At 51.6% G+C, this 18,218-nt stretch carries 13 protein-coding genes; 6 read left to right on the top strand and 7 right to left on the bottom strand.

What is annotated here, in order from left to right; translation table 11 throughout:
• The first annotated feature begins 119 nt into the window (after window positions 1–119).
• Both AC6R0R_RS10740 and AC6R0R_RS10735 read left to right on the top strand, forming a co-directional pair.
• On the top strand, window positions 120–1,037 hold the full coding sequence (locus AC6R0R_RS10740) for an ABC transporter ATP-binding protein (RefSeq protein ID WP_334553911.1): 918 nt from the start codon (window positions 120–122) through the stop codon (window positions 1,035–1,037).
• Window positions 1,037–1,807 (top strand): ABC transporter permease, encoded by a 771-nt coding sequence (locus AC6R0R_RS10735; protein WP_334553913.1) that lies wholly within the window; start codon window positions 1,037–1,039, stop codon window positions 1,805–1,807. The genes AC6R0R_RS10740 and AC6R0R_RS10735 overlap by 1 nt, the downstream gene beginning before the upstream one ends.
• A 96-nt stretch (window positions 1,808–1,903) precedes the next feature.
• On the opposite strand, the gene panC is transcribed toward AC6R0R_RS10735, so the two are convergent.
• The 7 genes from panC to sfsA all read right to left on the bottom strand — a co-directional run bounded on the left by panC (window position 1,904) and on the right by sfsA (window position 7,934).
• Complete coding sequence (gene panC / locus AC6R0R_RS10730) at window positions 1,904–2,821, bottom strand: pantoate--beta-alanine ligase (RefSeq protein ID WP_500626657.1); 918 nt, start codon at window positions 2,819–2,821, stop codon at window positions 1,904–1,906.
• Between the two features lie 11 nt (window positions 2,822–2,832).
• Window positions 2,833–3,627 carry a 3-methyl-2-oxobutanoate hydroxymethyltransferase gene (panB, locus tag AC6R0R_RS10725; protein ID WP_500626656.1) on the bottom strand — a complete coding sequence of 265 codons (795 nt, stop codon included), beginning with the start codon at window positions 3,625–3,627 and terminating at the stop codon, window positions 2,833–2,835.
• Window positions 3,628–3,661: 34 nt separating this feature from the next.
• Window positions 3,662–4,153: a 2-amino-4-hydroxy-6-hydroxymethyldihydropteridine diphosphokinase gene (gene folK / locus AC6R0R_RS10720; protein ID WP_487902109.1), complete on the bottom strand. Its 492-nt coding sequence runs from the start codon at window positions 4,151–4,153 to the stop codon at window positions 3,662–3,664.
• Window positions 4,150–5,511 (bottom strand): polynucleotide adenylyltransferase PcnB, encoded by a 1,362-nt coding sequence (pcnB, locus tag AC6R0R_RS10715; RefSeq protein WP_500626655.1) that lies wholly within the window; start codon window positions 5,509–5,511, stop codon window positions 4,150–4,152. Before pcnB ends, folK begins: the two co-directional genes overlap by 4 nt.
• 142 nt (window positions 5,512–5,653) lie before the next feature.
• Window positions 5,654–6,547 carry a tRNA glutamyl-Q(34) synthetase GluQRS gene (gene gluQRS, locus AC6R0R_RS10710; protein ID WP_500626654.1) on the bottom strand — a complete coding sequence of 298 codons (894 nt, stop codon included), beginning with the start codon at window positions 6,545–6,547 and terminating at the stop codon, window positions 5,654–5,656.
• A gap of 77 nt (window positions 6,548–6,624) precedes the next feature.
• The gene (dksA, locus tag AC6R0R_RS10705; RefSeq protein WP_334553923.1) at window positions 6,625–7,071 is read right to left on the bottom strand and encodes an RNA polymerase-binding protein DksA; all 447 of its coding nucleotides are present in this window, start codon (window positions 7,069–7,071) and stop codon (window positions 6,625–6,627) included.
• 140 nt (window positions 7,072–7,211) lie between these two features.
• Complete coding sequence (gene sfsA, locus AC6R0R_RS10700) at window positions 7,212–7,934, bottom strand: DNA/RNA nuclease SfsA (protein ID WP_500626653.1); 723 nt, start codon at window positions 7,932–7,934, stop codon at window positions 7,212–7,214.
• An 87-nt stretch (window positions 7,935–8,021) separates the two neighbouring features.
• On the opposite strand from sfsA, the gene hrpB reads away from it, so the two are divergent.
• The 4 genes from hrpB to acnB all read left to right on the top strand — a co-directional run bounded on the left by hrpB (window position 8,022) and on the right by acnB (window position 18,154).
• The gene (hrpB, locus tag AC6R0R_RS10695; protein ID WP_500626652.1) at window positions 8,022–10,475 is read left to right on the top strand and encodes an ATP-dependent helicase HrpB; all 2,454 of its coding nucleotides are present in this window, start codon (window positions 8,022–8,024) and stop codon (window positions 10,473–10,475) included.
• 20 nt (window positions 10,476–10,495) lie between these two features.
• Entirely contained in the window at window positions 10,496–12,871 is a 2,376-nt protein-coding gene (gene mrcB / locus AC6R0R_RS10690) for a penicillin-binding protein 1B (protein WP_500626651.1), read from the top strand.
• Between the two features lie 126 nt (window positions 12,872–12,997).
• Window positions 12,998–15,259, top strand: a complete 2,262-nt coding sequence (locus AC6R0R_RS10685) for a patatin-like phospholipase family protein (protein WP_500626650.1) — start codon at window positions 12,998–13,000, stop codon at window positions 15,257–15,259.
• A 306-nt stretch (window positions 15,260–15,565) separates the two neighbouring features.
• Window positions 15,566–18,154: a bifunctional aconitate hydratase 2/2-methylisocitrate dehydratase gene (acnB, locus tag AC6R0R_RS10680; protein ID WP_500626649.1), complete on the top strand. Its 2,589-nt coding sequence runs from the start codon at window positions 15,566–15,568 to the stop codon at window positions 18,152–18,154.
• Window positions 18,155–18,218: the final 64 nt, after the last annotated feature.

The following is an 18,218-nucleotide window of genomic DNA, read 5'->3' as shown; positions in this document are numbered from 1 at the left end:
TATTTCCAAAAAAGTCGAAAGGTTTAATTGTAATCAACCGCGTTCGCCGATACACTGATTACCATTCATCGCCCCAATTCTGAGGCGATAAGCAAGACCAACAGGTACAGACAACCATTATGTATGCACTAGAAATAGACCAGCTACGTAAAACGTACGCCGGTGGCTTTGAAGCGCTCAAAGGAATCAGCTTACAGGTCAAAAAAGGGGATTTTTACGCCTTGCTTGGGCCCAATGGTGCGGGTAAATCCACCACTATTGGCGTCATCTCGTCATTGGTTAACAAGACTTCGGGCACAGTGAAAGTGTTCGGATATGACATTGATACCGATCTTGAGCTCGCCAAACAAAACTTAGGCTTGGTCCCGCAAGAGTTTAACTTTAACCAGTTTGAAACCGTTGAGCAGATCGTATTGCAGCAGGCCGGGTATTACGGTGTGCCAAAGTCATTAGCCAAAGAGCGGGCGAAAACGTATCTCACTAAGCTCGATTTGTGGGAAAAACGCGCCGAGCGAGCGCGCAATCTGTCGGGTGGCATGAAGCGCCGTTTGATGATCGCCCGTGCGCTGATGCACGAGCCACAGCTTTTGATTCTCGACGAGCCGACCGCCGGCGTTGATATCGAGCTGCGTCGCTCGATGTGGCAGTTTTTAAAAGAGATCAACCAAGAGCAGGGCATCACCATTATTCTGACCACGCACTACCTCGAAGAAGCGGAAATGTTGTGTCGCAATATTGGCATCATCAGTAAAGGTGAGTTGATTGAAAACACCACCATGAAATCCTTGCTGAGTAAGCTGACGGTGGAAACCTTTATCCTGGATCTGCAAGAGGGGGTCGAGGTCGCGCCATTGGAGGGGGTGATTCGTCAGCAGCTCACGGCGGGCTCTTTGGAGATTGAGATCGACAAGTCGCAAGGTTTGAACGACATCTTCAGTCAATTGAGTGAGCAAGGTGTCACGGTTCAGTCAATGCGCAACAAAGCGAACCGTTTGGAAGAGCTGTTCGTGACCATCGTTAGAGAGGGGGCGAAGTAATGCTTCAGTTGTATTGGACGGCATTTTGCAGTCTGTTAACCAAAGAGATCAACCGCTTTACCCGTATCTGGGTGCAAACCTTGGTGCCGCCGGCAATCACCATGACGCTCTACTTCATTATTTTTGGCAGCTTGATTGGGTCGCGTATTGGGGAAATGAACGGCTTTAGCTACATGGAGTACATTGTACCGGGTTTGATTATGATGTCGGTCATCACTAACTCCTACTCGAATGTCGCCTCGTCGTTTTTTAGTGCCAAATTTCAGCGCAATATTGAAGAGCTGTTGGTCGCGCCAGTGCCCAACTATGTGATCATTCTAGGCTTTGTGATGGGCGGTGTGGTGCGTGGGCTATTGGTCGGCACCATCGTCACCTTTGTGTCACTGCTGTTTGTTGACCTGCAAGTGGAGCACTGGGGGATCATCATCGCGACAGTATTCATGACCTCGGTGGTGTTTGCTTTAGGGGGATTGATCAATGCCGTCTACGCAAAAACCTTTGATGACATCTCTATCATCCCGACGTTTGTTTTGACGCCGTTGACCTATTTGGGGGGCGTGTTCTATTCGATCAGCTTGTTGCCTGAGTTTTGGCAAGGGGTATCGAAGATAAATCCTATCGTCTACATGGTGAACGCTTTCCGCTACGGATTTCTGGGCGTGTCTGACGTGGGTATTGTCACCTCTTTTGGGGTCTTGAGTGTGTTTGTGTTGGCCTTGTATGGCGTGGCGCACTACCTCGTCACCAAAGGCATCGGCTTGCGTTCTTAAACTGAGATGACTCTTTTAGTGGAACAAAAAAGAGCGGAACAAAAAAGGTTGGCGAAATGCCAACCTTTTTACGTTCTGCGATTTGCGTACCGGCAATTATGCTTTGCTCGACTCGGCGCTCTCGCTGGTCGCTTCATCTTCGTTGCCACTGGCTTCCGATGAGGAAGTTAATTCGACCACTTGGTTGTCGATAAGGCGAGCCTTACCCAAAAAGGCCGACATCAAGATCACCGCTTGGGTGGTCTCTGTGGTGATTGCTTGCAGGGTGCGTGCATCTCGAATGAAGATCTCATCCGGTTGCAGGCCTGCGGCGCGGAGCTGATCGCTCGCATCTTCAATGATCGATGCGTAGTCATCGCGCCCACCACGCATGGCACTGCTGATCCAGCGCATTGTGCGTGCTAATACTGGGGCGAGTTGACGCTCTTCAAGCGTCAGCAAGCCGTTGCGTGAACTCATGGCCAATCCGTCCATCTCACGCACGGTCGGTACACCAATGATCTCAATATCCATCGCCAGATCGAGCGTCATCTTACGAATGACCGCCAACTGTTGGAAATCTTTTTCACCAAAGCAGGCAACGTCAGGCTGAACGATGTTGAACAGCTTGGTCACCACAGTCGCAACCCCTTTAAAGTGCCCAGGACGTGAAGCACCTTCAAGAATGGTGGATAAGCCAGGGACATCAACCGATGTCTGTTTATCGAGCCCTTCAGGGTAGATGGTCTCTGGTGTCGGCGTAAAGACTACCTCGACGGCTTCACCGCTGAGTTTGGCTAAATCGTCGTCGAGTGTGCGCGGGTAGTTATTGAGATCATCCGCTCTATCAAACTGCATGGGGTTAACGAAAATACTCACCACCACCACATCGGCGTTTTCACGCGCTTTGCGCACTAGCGTCAGGTGACCTTCGTGTAAATTGCCCATAGTGGGAACAAAAGCAACCCGACGGCCATCACGCTTATACTGTTTGATTTGCTCTCTAAGAGCGGCAATATCAGCAAAAGTTTGCATGGGTTTGATCCTTAAGCAATCGTGTGAGCGTTATCTGGGAACGCACCACTCTCTACATCCTCTTTGTATTTCGCTACAGCTTTACGCATGTCGCCCGTTTCGGCAAGGAAGTTTTTCGAGAACTTAGGCATGTAATTGGCTGAAATACCGAACATATCGTGCATAACGAGGATCTGACCATCGGTCACATTGCCCGCACCAATACCAATCACTGGCACATCACACACTTCGGTAATGCGTCTTGCCAGCTCGGCAGGAACACACTCTAGCAAGATGATTTGTGCGCCCGCTTCTTGAAGCGCAAGCGCATCACGCACCATGCGATCGGCTTTGTCTTGCTCACGACCTTGCACTTTGAATCCGCCAAAAATATTGACAGATTGCGGCGTCAAGCCAAGGTGCGCGCACACAGGTACGGCTCGCTCAGTCAGCATTTTTACAGTTTCAACTAACCAGTCGCCACCTTCGATTTTGACCATGTTTGCCCCGGCACGCATCAGCGTTGCGGCGTTTTCACACGCTTGTTCCGGTGTGGCATAGCTCATGAAAGGCATGTCCGCCATCAGTAGGCAGTTTGGGCTGCCCGCACGTACGCAGCGAGTATGGTAAGCCACTTCATCAACCGTGACTGGCAGTGTACTGGTCGTGCCTTGCAATACCATACCAAGGGAATCACCCACCAAAAGAACAGGCATTTCCTGACTTTCAAATAACTGCGCAAAGCTGGCATCGTACGCCGTCGAGGTGGCGAACTTACGGCCTTCTTGCTTCCATTTCATCAAGTCATTAATCGAGATTTTTTTCATTTTTCTTTCCTTACCATGAGGGTGGCAGGCGCAATCATTGAGACGACTGCCATTGACGCAGGCCGTTTCTGTCTACTTGCTTGAGCAGTTCAGAGAGCCTGGCCCCATCTGGGAGCGTTAAATTTGGTGCGATTTCGGCGAGCGGGTAGAGAACGAATTCTCTCTCTTTCATTCCATAGTGAGGAAGCGTTAATCGCTCGGAATCCATCACCTCATTGCCGTAAAGAATGATATCGAGATCTAAGGTTCTTGGGCCCCAGCGTTCATCTTTACGGACACGCCCTTGAGATTGTTCAATCGCTTGGGTGCAATCGAGCAGTTCAATGGGCGTTAATCCTGTTTCAATCGCCACCACGGCATTGATGTAATCCGGCTGATCTTGTGGCCCCATGGGGCTACTGCTGTAGAGCGCGGAGGTGGCGATAAAGCGCGATTTTGGCAGCGATTTGAGCGCTTCAATGGCCTCATTCGCTTGGGTCACAGGATCAGACAAATTGCTGCCGACAGCAATGTATGCGGTGATCATGATGACGCCTTGCTGCGCTTTTTACGGTTGGTTCTGCGGCGACGTGTTTTAGGCTCGCCGGTCTCATTGGCATCGAGGTCAGCGACCATGGCTTGACGCATATTGCGCCCGGCGTTTTGGAAGGTCTCCCACCATTTGGCCAGCGCTAGGGTCTCCCCTTGCTCGACTTCACCACGCATCTCTAGGAAATCAAAGCCAGCGCGGAACTTGTTAAGCTCAAGCAGGCGGAACGCACGCTTGCCATTGCGGCGCGGCATACGCAGCTGCAATTGCCAGATCTCACGAATGGTTGCAGTGTGACGACGAGGAATCGCGATGGTGCGCACTTGCTCATCGAGCACTAGGTTGCTCGCTTCCATAATGGCGTCATACTCTGAGAGCTTTTGCTTTTCCATCAACAGAGCGGCTTTTTCTTGCAACGGGTACCACAGTATCGCCGCGAACATAAAGGCAGGGTTGATGCGCTTGCCTTCCTCAATGCGCTGATCGGTAGAGTCGAGTACCAGATCCAGCATCTGTTCGGTTGGAGACGAGTAATCTTCGGTAAAGTACTGCGCAATGGTCGGGAAGAGTTGCTGGAACAGGTTGTACTCACGCATCAAGTGATACGTCTCTAAGCCATAGCCCGATTGCAGCATCTTGAGTGACTCTTCATACAAGCGCGCAGCAGGGATGTCTTGAAGAAGGTGCGCCAACTCTTCAATTGGGGCTGCGGTCTCTTCTTCGATATCAAAGTCCAGCTTCACCGCAAAGCGGATCGCGCGCAACATGCGCACAGGATCTTCGCGATAGCGTGTGTCGGGATCACCAATCAAGCGAATCAGCTTATCTTCGAGGTCTTCCATGCCGCCCGCGTAGTCGTGAATCGAGTAGTCGCTGATGTTGTAGTACATCGCGTTCACGGTGAAATCGCGGCGCTCAGCGTCTTCATCGACAGTGCCGTAGACGTTATCGCGCAGCAACATCCCTTCTTTCGACTGTTGAGAGACGTTTTTGCTTGGCTCTTGGTGATGGCCGCGGAACGTCGCCACCTCGATGATGTCTCGACCAAACATGATATGCGCGAGACGAAAACGTCGACCGATTAAGCGGCAGTTTTTAAACTGCTGGCGGATTTGTTCCGGGGTCGCATTGGTCGCGATATCAAAATCTTTGGGGGATTGATTAAGCAGCAGATCGCGAACACCTCCTCCTACGAGGTAGGCGTCATAGCCTGCACCATGAAGACGGTATAGCACCTTCAATGCATTATCGCTGATCTGTTTGCGTGAGATATTATGCTCTTGGCGAGTAATAATATTTAACGAAAGCTGCGGATAAACTTGAGTTTCGTTGGGTGTATCGTCGTTTTTATTCATGTGCTTCTAGCTGTTATTCGGTGTTTGCCTAGTCAGGTTGATGTTCCAATCCGTATGCAGATTGCGTGCTGAGCCTTGGTTTTCCTTAGGCGTTGCGGTCATGTTCAGCCCAATTCGGCGCGAATTTGCGGCTAATGATAGCCTACGGGGAGCGGTTTGAGAATATGGGTGTGATCTCGATCGGCTGAGGGAGTGCCTCAATCGACCAATTCTCCACGCCCCAAGCGATGATCTCTTCCACGCTCCCAGAGGAGAGTTCCGGCGTCATTGGCAAACCCAAAAAGCGCATTGCATCGAGTAGCGCGGGTGTCGGGTCTTGTAGGTCAATCGCCGGCGCATGGTTCTGTTTCGATAGCTTTTGCCCGTTCTCACCGATGGCGAGCGGCAAGTGCAAATAGCTCACCGGTGTTTGTCCGAGCAATTTATACAGGCTGATTTGTCTGCCGGTTGGCTCAATCAAATCGGCGCCGCGCACCACTTGAGTGACGCCTTGCTCGATATCATCCAATACTACCGCAAGGTTATAGGCAAAATAGCCATCGCGACGTTTGATAATAAAATCTTCATCTGCGAGCGCGCGTGGGATGTCAATGGTGCCGTGTTTGAGGTCGTCAAACTGATACGTTGGCTGGGACATGGTGAGCCTGACTGCGCACGATGTGGCGTCGCTCAACGCTTTGTCACGGCAAGTGCCCGAGTAAAAGCCGCCCGTCGCTTTGATTTGTTTGCGCGTGCACTGACACAAATAGGCATCGCCGCTGCGTCGCCAACGGTCAATTTGCGCTTGATAAGCGTCTAAACGCTGGCTTTGGTAAAGGATCTGACCATCCCAATGCAGACCATACGCTTCTAAGGTTCTCAGGATGAGATCGGCTGCCCCTGGCACCTCTCGTGGAGGGTCAAGGTCTTCGATGCGTACCAGCCACTGCCCTTGCTGCGCTTTGGCTTGAAAGTAACTGCCGAGGGCAGCAACCAATGAGCCAAAATGGAGCGGGCCTGAGGGGGAGGGAGCAAAACGGCCAATCATATTCGTCATAGATAAAAACCAAAAAGGGAGCCAATGCTCCCTTAATGTATACCCTAAGTGACTAGGATACAGCGGGTGATGCAGGATTAACCTTGCATCTGCTTCTCTTTGATCTCTGCAAGTGTTTTACAGTCAATACAAAGGTCAGCGGTAGGACGAGCTTCTAGACGACGGATGCCAATCTCGATGCCACAAGATTCGCAGAAGCCAAAATCATCTTCTTCGATCTTGTTTAGCGTTTTCTCAATCTTCTTGATCAAGCGACGCTCACGGTCACGGTTGCGAAGTTCTAGGCTAAATTCTTCTTCTTGTGAAGCGCGGTCAACGGGATCTGGGAAATTGGCGGCTTCGTCCTGCATGTGGTGCACAGTGCGATCAACTTCTTCCCTGAGCTGGTTACGCCAAGCTGTCAAAATTTTTGTAAAATGAGCCATTTGCTCAGGTGACATGTACTCTTCACCTGCTTTTTCTTGGTATGGCTCAACCCCTGCAATGGCTAGGATGCCTAGCGCTTTTTTCTTTGATTCTGGCATGCAGCATCTCCTACTAACACCTAGTCAACTGCGCTCTGCAGTTAATTTTAAGGCGGGTATCTATAGCAAAAAGAATCAACCGAGGCAAATACTAGAGATGAAACTTACAATCAATGTGAAGGCGACATCATTTTTTGCCCCTAGCACCGAAAATTGAGCGGCTCTACTAGTGCTATCTCATCCTCGTTGAGCGTGGCCTTGTAGCACAAGACTTCTACCCCGTTTTCTATTGCTGTTTTGAGTAATTGTGAATAATCGGCGTCTATATGGTGGGCAGTAGAGACTTTTTCAATACCTGAATGTAAAACGGTGAATAAAAGTACCGCTCTGCTTCCACTTTGTGCCATCTCGGTCAGTTCTCTTAGGTGCTTTTGACCACGTGTTGTTACGGCGTCAGGAAAGTAACCTTGTCCCTTTTGCTGATTCTGCGCTTCATCCAACAGGGTGACACTTTTCACTTCTATATAGCAGTTTGGTTTGGATTGTGCAGAGAGCAAGATATCAATCCGACTATTTTCACTGCCATACTTCTGCTCAGTTTGAAGTCGCTCATAGCCTTGCAGCTCTTTGATGGTGCCATTTTCAATCGCTTCGACAGCCAATGCGTTGGCGCGCGCGGTGTTAATGCAGATGCGATGCTGCTGCGCGGTTTGAGTTAGCTCCCAACTGTTCGGGTACTTGCGTTTTGGGTTGTCTGAGGTCGAATACCACACCGGATTACCTGGTGTGGCGCAACCTGTCATTGCTCCTGTGTTGGCGCAGTGAATGGTCCGCTCACTGCCATCGGGCAGAGTGACGTCGGCGAGAAAGCGTTTATAGCGCTGGATGAGTGTGGCGCGTTGCAAAGAGGGGGAAAACTTCATAACTAAGACTTAACAGAGTGAGAGAGTTAGGATCAGTACTGTTTTTATGTACAATTGAGCTCTCAATTAGAGCATAAGGTTTCTCCATTGTCACAACTGCCGATTCAAGACGTGATGCCCGAGCTTCTCGCAGGCGTCGCGCATCACGCTCAACTGATCCTCAAAGCGGCGCCGGGTGCCGGTAAATCGACCTACTTTCCACTGCAACTGCTCAACGCAGGTATTGTGCAGGGAAAAATCATCATGCTTGAGCCTAGGCGCTTAGCGGTGAGAAATATCGCGCACTATTTGGCGAAGCAGTGTGGGGAGCGGGTTGGACAAACCGTCGGCTATCGGATGCGCGGTGCGAGTAAAGTCAGCCAAGCGACACAGCTTGAAATCGTCACCGAGGGCATCTTAACGCGCATGATTCAGTCCGATCCTGAGTTGAGCGGCGTTGATATGATCATCTTTGATGAGTTTCACGAACGCAGCTTGCACGCCGACACCGCGTTGACGCTCTGTCTCGAGATTCAGCAAGCGCTGCGCGACGATTTAAAGCTGGTGGTGATGTCGGCGACGCTCGACCAGCGAGCGCTGCAAGCCATCATGCCTGACGCGGCATATGTGGAATCGCACGGGCGAAGCTACCCGATTGAGTATCGCTACCAGCCCCTTAAGCCGAATCAAGGGCTAGAAGAGGCGATGGCGAAGCAGATCCGCCACCTGATGGCGACCGAGTCTGGTTCGTTACTGGCGTTTCTCCCTGGCGTTGCCGCTATCCGTCGCGTGGCGCAGCGTCTTGAAGATTTGGGCGAGGGTATCCTCGTCTGCCCTTTATATGGTCAGCTCACTTTTAACGAGCAGCAAGCGGCGATCGCACCAGCGCCGAAACGTAAGGTGGTTCTGGCGACCAACATTGCTGAAACCTCACTGACCATTGAAGGCATTCGTCTGGTCATCGACAGCGGCGTCGAGCGCATTGCCAAGTGTGATAGCCGCACAGGCATTACTAAATTGGAGCAAGTCCGCATTGCTAAATCCTCCGCCGAGCAGCGCGCGGGTCGCGCAGGGCGTATTGAGCCCGGACTGTGCGTGCGCCTGTACAGTGAAAGTCAACTGAGTCAGCAGCCGGATGTGCCCGCGCCAGAGATGCAGCATGCCGATCTCTCCGGTCTTGCGATGGAGCTGGCGCAGTGGGGAACACAAGACAGCGATGAGCTGACCTGGCTGACCCCGCCACCCAAAGTCGCGTTGGCGCAGGCGCGTCAATTGCTACGATCACTCGGTCTACTCAACGAGCAGGCATTATTAACCGCGCAAGGTCAGCGCGCCTGTGCACTTGGATTGGAGCCGAGACTGGCGGCGATGTTACTTCACAGCGACGAGCAGCGCTGGCAGCAAAGCGCCGTATGGGTAGCGGCGTTACTGGAAGAGCCAGAGCGTCACACGCTCGATTTTCGCACCAGCGTTTGGCGTTTACGACAAGGCCAACACAGCAAGCAAAAAGTGGTCAGTGCGCGCGCGGCGGCGCTAGCGAAGATGCTCGCCATCACCGCGCCATTGGCGGCGTTAGATGATGCCCTTGTCCCGGTCGCTCTGGCCTGTGCCTATCCTGACCGCATTGCGCAGCAACGCAGCAGCGGCGCCGGTACTTTCTTGCTCGCCAATGGTCATGGCGCACAGCTCGATGACAACGAACCGCTCGCCGATGCGCCGTATTTGGTGGTGATTGACTTACTACGCAGCCAATCGGACGCGTCACGTATTCACCTTGCGCAAGCCTGTGAGGTCTCGGTGCTTGAGCAGCATTGTCCGTCGTTATTTACTGACCATGACTGGGTTGATTGGGATGAGAAAAAAGGCCGCTTAGTCGCCGAGAAACAGAAGAAGCTCGGCGCGCTCGTGGTGTCTCGAACCGCAATGGCAACGCCAGATAAAGAAAAAATGACACAAGCTTTACTGAGCTATGTACGTCGTAAAGGCTTGTCTGTATTAGAGTGGTCTGATCGCGCGCGTGACACGTTAGAGCGCATTCGCTGCGCTGCGCAGTGGCTGCCAGAGCATGATTGGCCAGATTGCTCTGACGATGGCTTATTGGCGGCTCTAGAGCGCTGGCTAGAGCCGTACATGAATCAGGTCACGTCGGTCAAGCAGTTGGCATCGATATCGATAGAGCAAGCGCTGCTGGCCTATTTGGGCTGGCCGTTAAATCAGCAGTTGGACGAGTGGCTGCCTACGCACTACACCCTACCAACGGGCACACGAGCGCGGATTCGCTATCAAGATGGACAAGAGCCCGTGCTGTCGGTTCGAATTCAAGAAGTGTATGGCGAGCAGGCGTCGCCACGCATTGCCGACGGTCGCAAAACCTTAGTATTGGAGCTGCTCTCTCCCGCACGCAGACCATTACAGATCACCCGAGATCTCGCAGGGTTCTGGGCAGGCAGCTACGTGGAAGTACAAAAAGAGATGAAAGGGCGCTACCCCAAACACGTTTGGCCGGATGATCCTGCCAATCATGTAGCAACGACGAAAACCAAAAAACACCTGTCATCATAGTGATTAGGGTAAAGGAAAGAATGAGTAAAAAGAGAACAACAGAGAGTGGAGATAATCAGGGACGTCGCCGTAAGCCTCGCGCAACCAAGCCCTCTGGCAAACGTGTGAGAAAGCCCGCTAAACCCACTCCCTCAAAGCGTGCATGGTTGAAAACCCTATGGGGCCTAACATGGAAGCTCGCCTTGGCTGGGTTTGCCTTGCTACTGGTGGTGGGCATCTATCTCGATAGCTTGGTTAAACAGAAATTTGAAGGTCAGCTGTTCTCTTTGCCAACGGTGGTGTATGCGCGTATTTTGCATCTCGCGCCGGGTGACAACATTTCGATTCAAGAAGTACGTAATGAGCTAGATGTGCTCAATTATCGCAAAGTGCGTCAACCTCAATACCCGGGTGAATATTCCTCTTCTTCGAGCAAGATTGAGCTGATTCGTCGGCCTTTTGAGTTCTCCGATGGCCCAGAGCCTGACCGCCACGTCATGCTGCATTTTGATGCGTCAAGCCTGCAACGGATCCAATCGTTAGAGAAACCGGGGGATTTGGGCTATTTGCGCATTGAGCCGAAAATGCTGGGTATGCTTGAAAAAAATCAAGATGAGCAACGGCTGTTTATCAAGCGGGTCGATTTTCCGGAAGTGATGATCGACGCGCTGCTCGCAACAGAAGACAGGCAGTTTTATCAGCACGATGGTGTGTCACCGCTGGCGATCGCGCGTGCTTTGGTGGCCAACGTGAAAGCGGGGCGGACCGTGCAAGGCGGCAGTACTCTGACGCAACAGTTAGCCAAAAACCTCTTTTTATCGAGCGATCGCACCTTATGGCGCAAAATGAGAGAGGCTTACATCGCCCTGATTCTTGATTATCGCTACAGCAAAGACCGCATTTTGGAAGCGTACCTCAATGAGGTCTATTTAGGTCAAAGCCGCGGTGAAGCGATTCATGGCTTTGGTTTGGCGTCGCGTTTTTATTTCGGCCAACCGATTCAAGAACTGAGAATTGATCAACTGGCGTTGTTGGTCGGGATGGTGAAAGGCCCTTCGTATTACAACCCGCAACGCTACCCTGAGCGGGCGAAAGAGCGTCGAGATCTGGTGCTACGCTTAATGATGCAACAAGGCACGCTGACGGCGAGCGAGTTTGATGCCGCTGCTAGTCGCCCACTGGATTTACAAGCAACGCCACAAATTGCTAGTCGTCAGCCCGCTTATTTTCAGCAAGTGAGCATTGAGCTCAAAGAGAAGCTTGGAGAGCGATTCCAGGGCGACAGCGGCCTGCGCGTATTTACCTCACTTGACCCTGTCTCACAGCATCAATTGGAGCGCGCCGTTGCCTCTAAGGTAACGCAATTGGCGACGGTGGCGGGCGATGAATTAGAGGGTGCAGCGGTGGCGGTGGATCGGCACACCGGCGAAATTCGCGCGATGGTCGGTGGCAAACGCACTGGCTTTGATGGCTTTAACCGAGCCTTGAACGCGAAGCGGCAAATTGGCTCATTGGCAAAACCTGCGGTCTATTTGGCGGCGCTCAATCAGCCGGAAAAATACACCTTAGCCACTACGCTGCACGACAAGCCGATTGCGCTCAAGGGCAGTCAAGGCAATGTTTGGTCGCCGCGTAATTATGACCGAGAATATCGCGGTGATGTGCCGCTCTATCTGGCGCTGGCCAAATCACTCAATGTGCCGACGGTGGAGCTGGGTATGCAAGTGGGTATTGAGAAGGTCATCAACACCTTTGAGCAGCTTGGTGTGCCACGTGAAGAGATTCGCCCGGTGCCTTCGATGTTCTTAGGATCATTCAGTCTTACCCCGTTTCAGGTGGCGCAGATGTACCAAACCTTAACCAACTCGGGCCGATACGCGAAGCTCTCGGCGCTGCGTTCGGTGCTGAATCTTGAAGGGCAGGTGCTGTATGAGTCTCTGCCTAGCGCGTCACAGCGCGTCGATCAACAAGCGGCCTGGCTGACTACTTATGCGATGAAAATCGGCGTTACTGAAGGTACTGGCCGCTATCTCAATAGTCAGTTTTCTCAAGCAGCGTTGGCGGGAAAAACCGGTACCAGTAATGATACCCGTGACAGTTGGTTTGTCGGTGTTGATGGGCGAGAGGTGACCACGATTTGGCTTGGCCGAGACGACAATACACCGACCAAACTGACGGGGTCGAGCGGCGCATTACGTGTCTATGCCGATTACTTATCACAGCGTATTCCGCAGCCATTGAGCCTGCCATGGCCCCAAGGCATCACGACACTAGGTTTTGCTGGACGAGAGTCGGGCAGCTTGGCGCTGGATTGTCGTAACGACTTTAGGTTGCCCGTGTGGGATAACACAGGTCAGCTCAAACAACAGTGTGATAAAGCGTCGGCATCCTGGATCAATCGACTCTTTGACTGGTAAGGTCAGATGGGTTTGTGTATATAATCCGAAATCATTGGTTTTGAAAGGAATTCAAACGTGAAAAAAACGCTTCGCTCCTTGCGCGGTTTTAGCTATCTATGCGCTTTTTTAGGCGGGTGGCCACTTATGGCGACAGCCCAGTCAGGACCATCGCTGATTGATACCGAGATGCCAGTCGTTGAGCGCCCTAAAATTGCCGTGGTGCTGGCGGGCGGCGGCGCCAAAGGTGCGGCGCACATTGGGGTGTTGAAAGCGCTTGAAGAGCTGAAAATTCCGGTCGACTACATTACCGGCACCAGTATGGGCGCCTATGTAGGCGGCCTTTATGCGACAGGGATGAGCGCTGATGAAATCGAGAGTTTTCTTTACAGCGTCAATTGGAATTCTGGCTTTGTTGATAAAGTGCCGCGCAGTGAGCGTCGTGTGCGAGATAAAGAGTACGAAGACCGCTACCAACTGACGACCGATTTTGGCCTCGGGATTGGAGAGCTCAGAGCCGCCAAAGGGGTTGTGCAAGGGCAGAGTATGCTGCGTATCTTGCGTGAAACCACAGGCAATCTTCCTCCTTTTACCAGCTTTGATGAACTGGCGATTCCCTATCGTTCGGTGGCGACCGACATCATTCAATTAGAACCTGTCATCTTAAGCAGTGGCTATTTGACCGATGCCATGATGGCGAGCATGTCTGTCCCTGGTGCGCTGCCACCGTATGAAGTGGATGGCAAAATGTTGGTCGACGGCGGGGTGACCAACAATATGCCGGTCGAACTCGCTCGAGCACTGGGCGCGGACATCATTATCGCGGTGGACATCAGCTCGGATTATCGCGCCGAAGAGGAATTTACCAACTTATTTACCGTCGCTTCGCAGTTGTCTAATTATCTTGTAAAGCGCAGTACCCGAGAGCAGACGAGCTTTCTTGCAGAGGGCGATGTCCTTCTGAAACCTGAGGTGGGTCGCTACGGCACCACCGATTTCTCCATTATGCCTGAAGCGTATGTCAAAGGTTATGAGATCGCCCACGCAGCAAAGGAACAATTGCAGGCGTTGTCGGTGTCTTCCGCTGAGTACCAACACTATGTGGAGAAAAAACAGCAAGCACGAGCCAAACTCACTTATGTCGATGAGGTGGTGATTGACCGATTGGAGGTGAGCAATAACAGCCCATTCTCCGATGAGGTAATAGCGCAGCGATTGAATCTTGAAAGCGGCGAGCAGTATTCGACTGAAACCTTGGAGCAGAGCATACGCGATCTCTATGTGTTGGATCGGTTTGAGTTGGTGACCTACCAGTTTGATCAGCAAGATGATGACAACGTGCTGCGCGTGAACATCAAAGAGAAATCCTGGGGGCCGAATTTTGTCGACTTTCGTTTCTTCCTTGAAGATGACTTTCAGACCAAAAGCCAGTACTCGATTGGTGTCTCCACCAACTTCACCGGCTTGACGGAGCAAGGAGCCGAGCTAAGAACTAATGTCGAACTGGGCACAGACAAGCTGTTGGAGTTTGATCTCTATTCACCGATCCTCTCCTCTCAAACACTGTTTGGTAACGCGATTGTCAGTTACAAGGAACAGACGCGCAACCTGCCGTTTGATGCCGATGGTGAGTTCGAATTCATTACCGATCCTACTTTAGAGACAACCGAGAACTACCTGCCGGTGAACTATGCTCAGTGGATTGGGGAGCTGGCGATGGGTTATCAGAGCAACTTATGGAGCCAATTTAAGGTGGGCGGGCGCTATACCCACGGTGAAGTGGAAGCGTCGACCTTCTCCTTGTTTGGCACTGGCCGCTATGAGCGCCTGGGTCTGTTTGCCAACTACCGCATTGATACTTTGGACAACTTTGCCCTGCCAAACAAGGGGGTTTACCTCGATCTAGGATTCCTAGTTTCTGATGATAGCTCGCAAGACAGTTTGTCGGATATCGATGATACTGTATACGAAACCACCGTGCGTTGGATAGGTGCGCACAGCTTTGGCCGTCATACTTTAGTGGGTAACTTTGATGGCGCGCTAGTGGAGAGCAAAAAGTCTCAGTTGCTGGTGGACCCTAAACAGTTGGGCGGCTTTCTAAATCTCTCTGGTATCCCGAAAAACAGTCTGGTTGGGCAAAACAAACTCTATGGCAATGCCACTTATCGCTACCGTTGGTTTGATAATGATTTTGGCCTCTTCAGCTCGCCCTTCTACGTCGGCGCGTCATTGGAATATGGCGGTGTGTGGTCAGATCCGGATACAGAAATCAGCCAAGCGCCGATGTATCAAGCGGCTTCGGTTTTTGCGGGGATTGACTCGCCAGTCGGACCGGTGATGTTTGGCTATGGCCGTACTGAACAAAACTACGACTCGTTCTATCTCATCATCGGCAGTTCGTTTAAATAGTGGGATCGAGTCGATATAAATTGTTGTACGGTTTACAGGGAAAATGTGCTTATACTGCATGAAAAAGCATAGAACTTTAGTCTCAAGTTGCTATGTTGGTCAAAATGATGAGATTTTAATTTAACGTTAAATTTGCTATTCTACCGCCCACAGTTTGGCCTCTTTGGCATGATTATTCGATGTTCGGTATCGCACCCAATTGAATGAGAATATGGCATGGAGCGCCAAGTTTCCAAGGATGTTCACTCCCTTCTTTTCTGAATAAATAGCAATAAAGGGGAGGAACCGCAATGAGAGGAAAAAGTCGTGCTTGAAGCCTATCGTAAACACGTCGAAGAGCGTGCTGCTGAAGGAGTTGTACCTAAACCATTGGATGCCGAGCAAGTTGCCAGCCTAGTGGAACTTCTGAAAAATCCCCCTCAAGGTGAAGAAGCGTTTATTCTTGACCTTCTGGAAAACCGAATCCCACCGGGTGTTGATGAAGCGGCTTACGTCAAAGCTGGTTTCCTAACGGCTGTGGCGAAAGGCGAGGTCTCTTCTCCGCTGGTTAGCCGCGAAAAAGCCGCGCAGCTCCTTGGTACTATGCAAGGTGGCTACAACATCGCGCCGCTGGTTGAGTTCCTTGATGATGAGACTCTAGCCCCCATCGCGGTCAAAGCCCTGTCTCATACACTACTGATGTTTGATGCGTTCTACGACGTGGAAGAAAAAGCCAAAGCCGGCAACAGCTTTGCACAGCAAGTGATGCAATCATGGGCGGATGCAGAGTGGTTTACTGCCAAGAAGAAAGTCGCAGAAAAGATCACGGTGAAAGTGTTTAAAGTGACCGGTGAGACGAACACCGATGACTTATCCCCAGCTCCAGATGCTTGGTCGCGCCCTGATATTCCTGTTCACGCGAAAGCGATGCTGAAAATGGAGCGTGAAGGCATCAACCCAGATCAACCTGGTAGTGTTGGCCCTATCACGCAACTCGAAGAGTTGAAAAAAGACGGCATCCCACTCGCTTACGTGGGTGATGTTGTGGGCACCGGTTCTTCGCGTAAATCCGCGACCAACTCAGTGCTGTGGTTTATGGGCGAAGATATCCCATACGTACCTAATAAGCGCACCGGCGGTATCTGCTTGGGTGGCAAAATTGCCCCTATCTTCTACAACACCATGGAAGATTCAGGCGCGCTACCGATTGAATTGAACGTACAACAGATGAATATGGGCGATGTGATCGACATCTTCCCGTACGAAGGTGTGGTACGTAAAGATGGCGAAGAGATTTCTCGTTTCGAGCTGAGCAAAGTGCTGCTTGATGAAGTGCGAGCGGGTGGCCGTATTCCTCTTATTATCGGTCGTGGCCTAACCAGCCGCGCGCGCGCATCGCTCGGTCTTGAAGAGACCGATCTCTTTGCAAAACCCGTTGACCCATCATCGTCAACTAAGGGCTTTACTCTGGCTCAGAAAATGGTTGGTAAAGCGTGTGGCGTTGAAGGTGTCCGCGCAGGTCAATACTGTGAACCTAAGATGACCACGGTCGGCTCGCAAGATACGACGGGCCCAATGACGCGTGATGAGTTGAAAGACTTGGCGTGTCTTGGTTTCTCCGCAGACCTTGTTATGCAGTCATTCTGTCATACCTCTGCGTATCCAAAACCGGTGGATGTGAATACTCACCATACCTTGCCAGACTTCATTATGAACCGTGGGGGTGTCTCTTTGCGCCCTGGTGACGGTGTTATCCACTCATGGCTAAACCGCATGTTGCTGCCAGATACCGTAGGTACAGGTGGTGACTCGCATACTCGTTTCCCTCTTGGTATCTCGTTCCCAGCTGGTTCTGGCTTGGTGGCGTTTGCCGCTGCGACGGGTGTGATGCCATTGGATATGCCTGAGTCCATCTTGGTGCGCTTCAAAGGCGAGATGCAGCCGGGTATCACCTTGCGTGATTTGGTGCATGCGATCCCTTACTATGCGATTCAACAAGGTCTATTGACGGTTGAAAAAGCAGGCAAGATCAATGAGTTCTCAGGTCGCGTTCTTGAGATTGAAGGGGTGGAGCACTTAACAGTTGAACAAGCGTTTGAGCTCTCTGATGCCTCAGCAGAGCGCAGTGCAGCAGGCTGTACTGTCAAGCTCTCTCAAGCGTCAATTGAAGAGTACCTCAACTCAAACATCACCATGTTGAAGTGGATGATCTCTGAAGGTTACGGCGATCGCCGTACCATCGAGCGTCGCATTACTGCGATGCAAGAGTGGTTGGCTAACCCAGAACTGATGGAAGCCGATGCGGACGCGGAATACGCGCACGTGATTGAGATTGATCTTGCTGAGATCAACGAACCTATCTTGTGTGCACCAAATGATCCGGATGATGCGCGCCTACTTTCTCAAGTGCAAGGTACTGAGATTGACGAAGTCTTCATTGGCTCGTGCATGACCAACATTGGTCACTTCCGTGCGGCAGGTAAATTGCTTGAGCAATATGGTGGTACCTTGAATACACGTCTCTGGGTAGCGCCGCCAACTAAGATGGACCGCGATCAATTGACCGAAGAAGGCTATTACGGCATCTACGGCCGCGCGGGTGTGCGTATTGAAACCCCAGGGTGTTCACTCTGTATGGGTAACCAAGCGCGCGTAGCGGATAAAGCGACGGTCATGTCGACCTCAACGCGTAACTTCCCGAACCGTTTAGGTACGGGCGCGAATGTGTTCCTCTCTTCCGCTGAGCTTGCTGCAGTGGGCGCTATCTTAGGCCGCATCCCTACTAAAGAAGAGTATCTTGAGTATGCGGCGAAGATCAATGCAACCGCGGCGGATACCTACCGCTACTTGAACTTCCACAAGATGGAACAGTACACCAAGAAAGCGGATACCGTGATCTTCCAAGAGCCTGCGTAATCACGCTCTAGCGAATATGACTGATCAGCGTCTGCTTCGGCAGGCGCTTTTTTTATCTCTGTTT

It is taken from the genome of Vibrio sp. R12-SW3-ISO1 (assembly GCF_059834005.1).
The sequence above is the reverse complement of the archived record's forward strand: the minus strand, read 5'-3'. Positions and strand labels throughout refer to the sequence as shown.

What these genes read in the sequence shown, in the direction of transcription:
- AC6R0R_RS10740 (WP_334553911.1), top strand. Translation starts at nt 120, where the DNA reads ATGTATGCACTAGAAATAGACCAGCTACGTAAAACGTACGCCGGTGGC.
- AC6R0R_RS10735 (WP_334553913.1), top strand. Translation starts at nt 1,037, where the DNA reads ATGCTTCAGTTGTATTGGACGGCATTTTGCAGTCTGTTAACCAAAGAG.
- panC (WP_500626657.1), bottom strand. Translation starts at nt 2,821, where the DNA reads ATGCAAACTTTTGCTGATATTGCCGCTCTTAGAGAGCAAATCAAACAG.
- panB (WP_500626656.1), bottom strand. Translation starts at nt 3,627, where the DNA reads ATGAAAAAAATCTCGATTAATGACTTGATGAAATGGAAGCAAGAAGGC.
- folK (WP_487902109.1), bottom strand. Translation starts at nt 4,153, where the DNA reads ATGATCACCGCATACATTGCTGTCGGCAGCAATTTGTCTGATCCTGTG.
- pcnB (WP_500626655.1), bottom strand. Translation starts at nt 5,511, where the DNA reads ATGAATAAAAACGACGATACACCCAACGAAACTCAAGTTTATCCGCAG.
- gluQRS (WP_500626654.1), bottom strand. Translation starts at nt 6,547, where the DNA reads ATGACGAATATGATTGGCCGTTTTGCTCCCTCCCCCTCAGGCCCGCTC.
- dksA (WP_334553923.1), bottom strand. Translation starts at nt 7,071, where the DNA reads ATGCCAGAATCAAAGAAAAAAGCGCTAGGCATCCTAGCCATTGCAGGG.
- sfsA (WP_500626653.1), bottom strand. Translation starts at nt 7,934, where the DNA reads ATGAAGTTTTCCCCCTCTTTGCAACGCGCCACACTCATCCAGCGCTAT.
- mrcB (WP_500626651.1), top strand. Translation starts at nt 10,496, where the DNA reads ATGAGTAAAAAGAGAACAACAGAGAGTGGAGATAATCAGGGACGTCGC.
- AC6R0R_RS10685 (WP_500626650.1), top strand. Translation starts at nt 12,998, where the DNA reads ATGGCGACAGCCCAGTCAGGACCATCGCTGATTGATACCGAGATGCCA.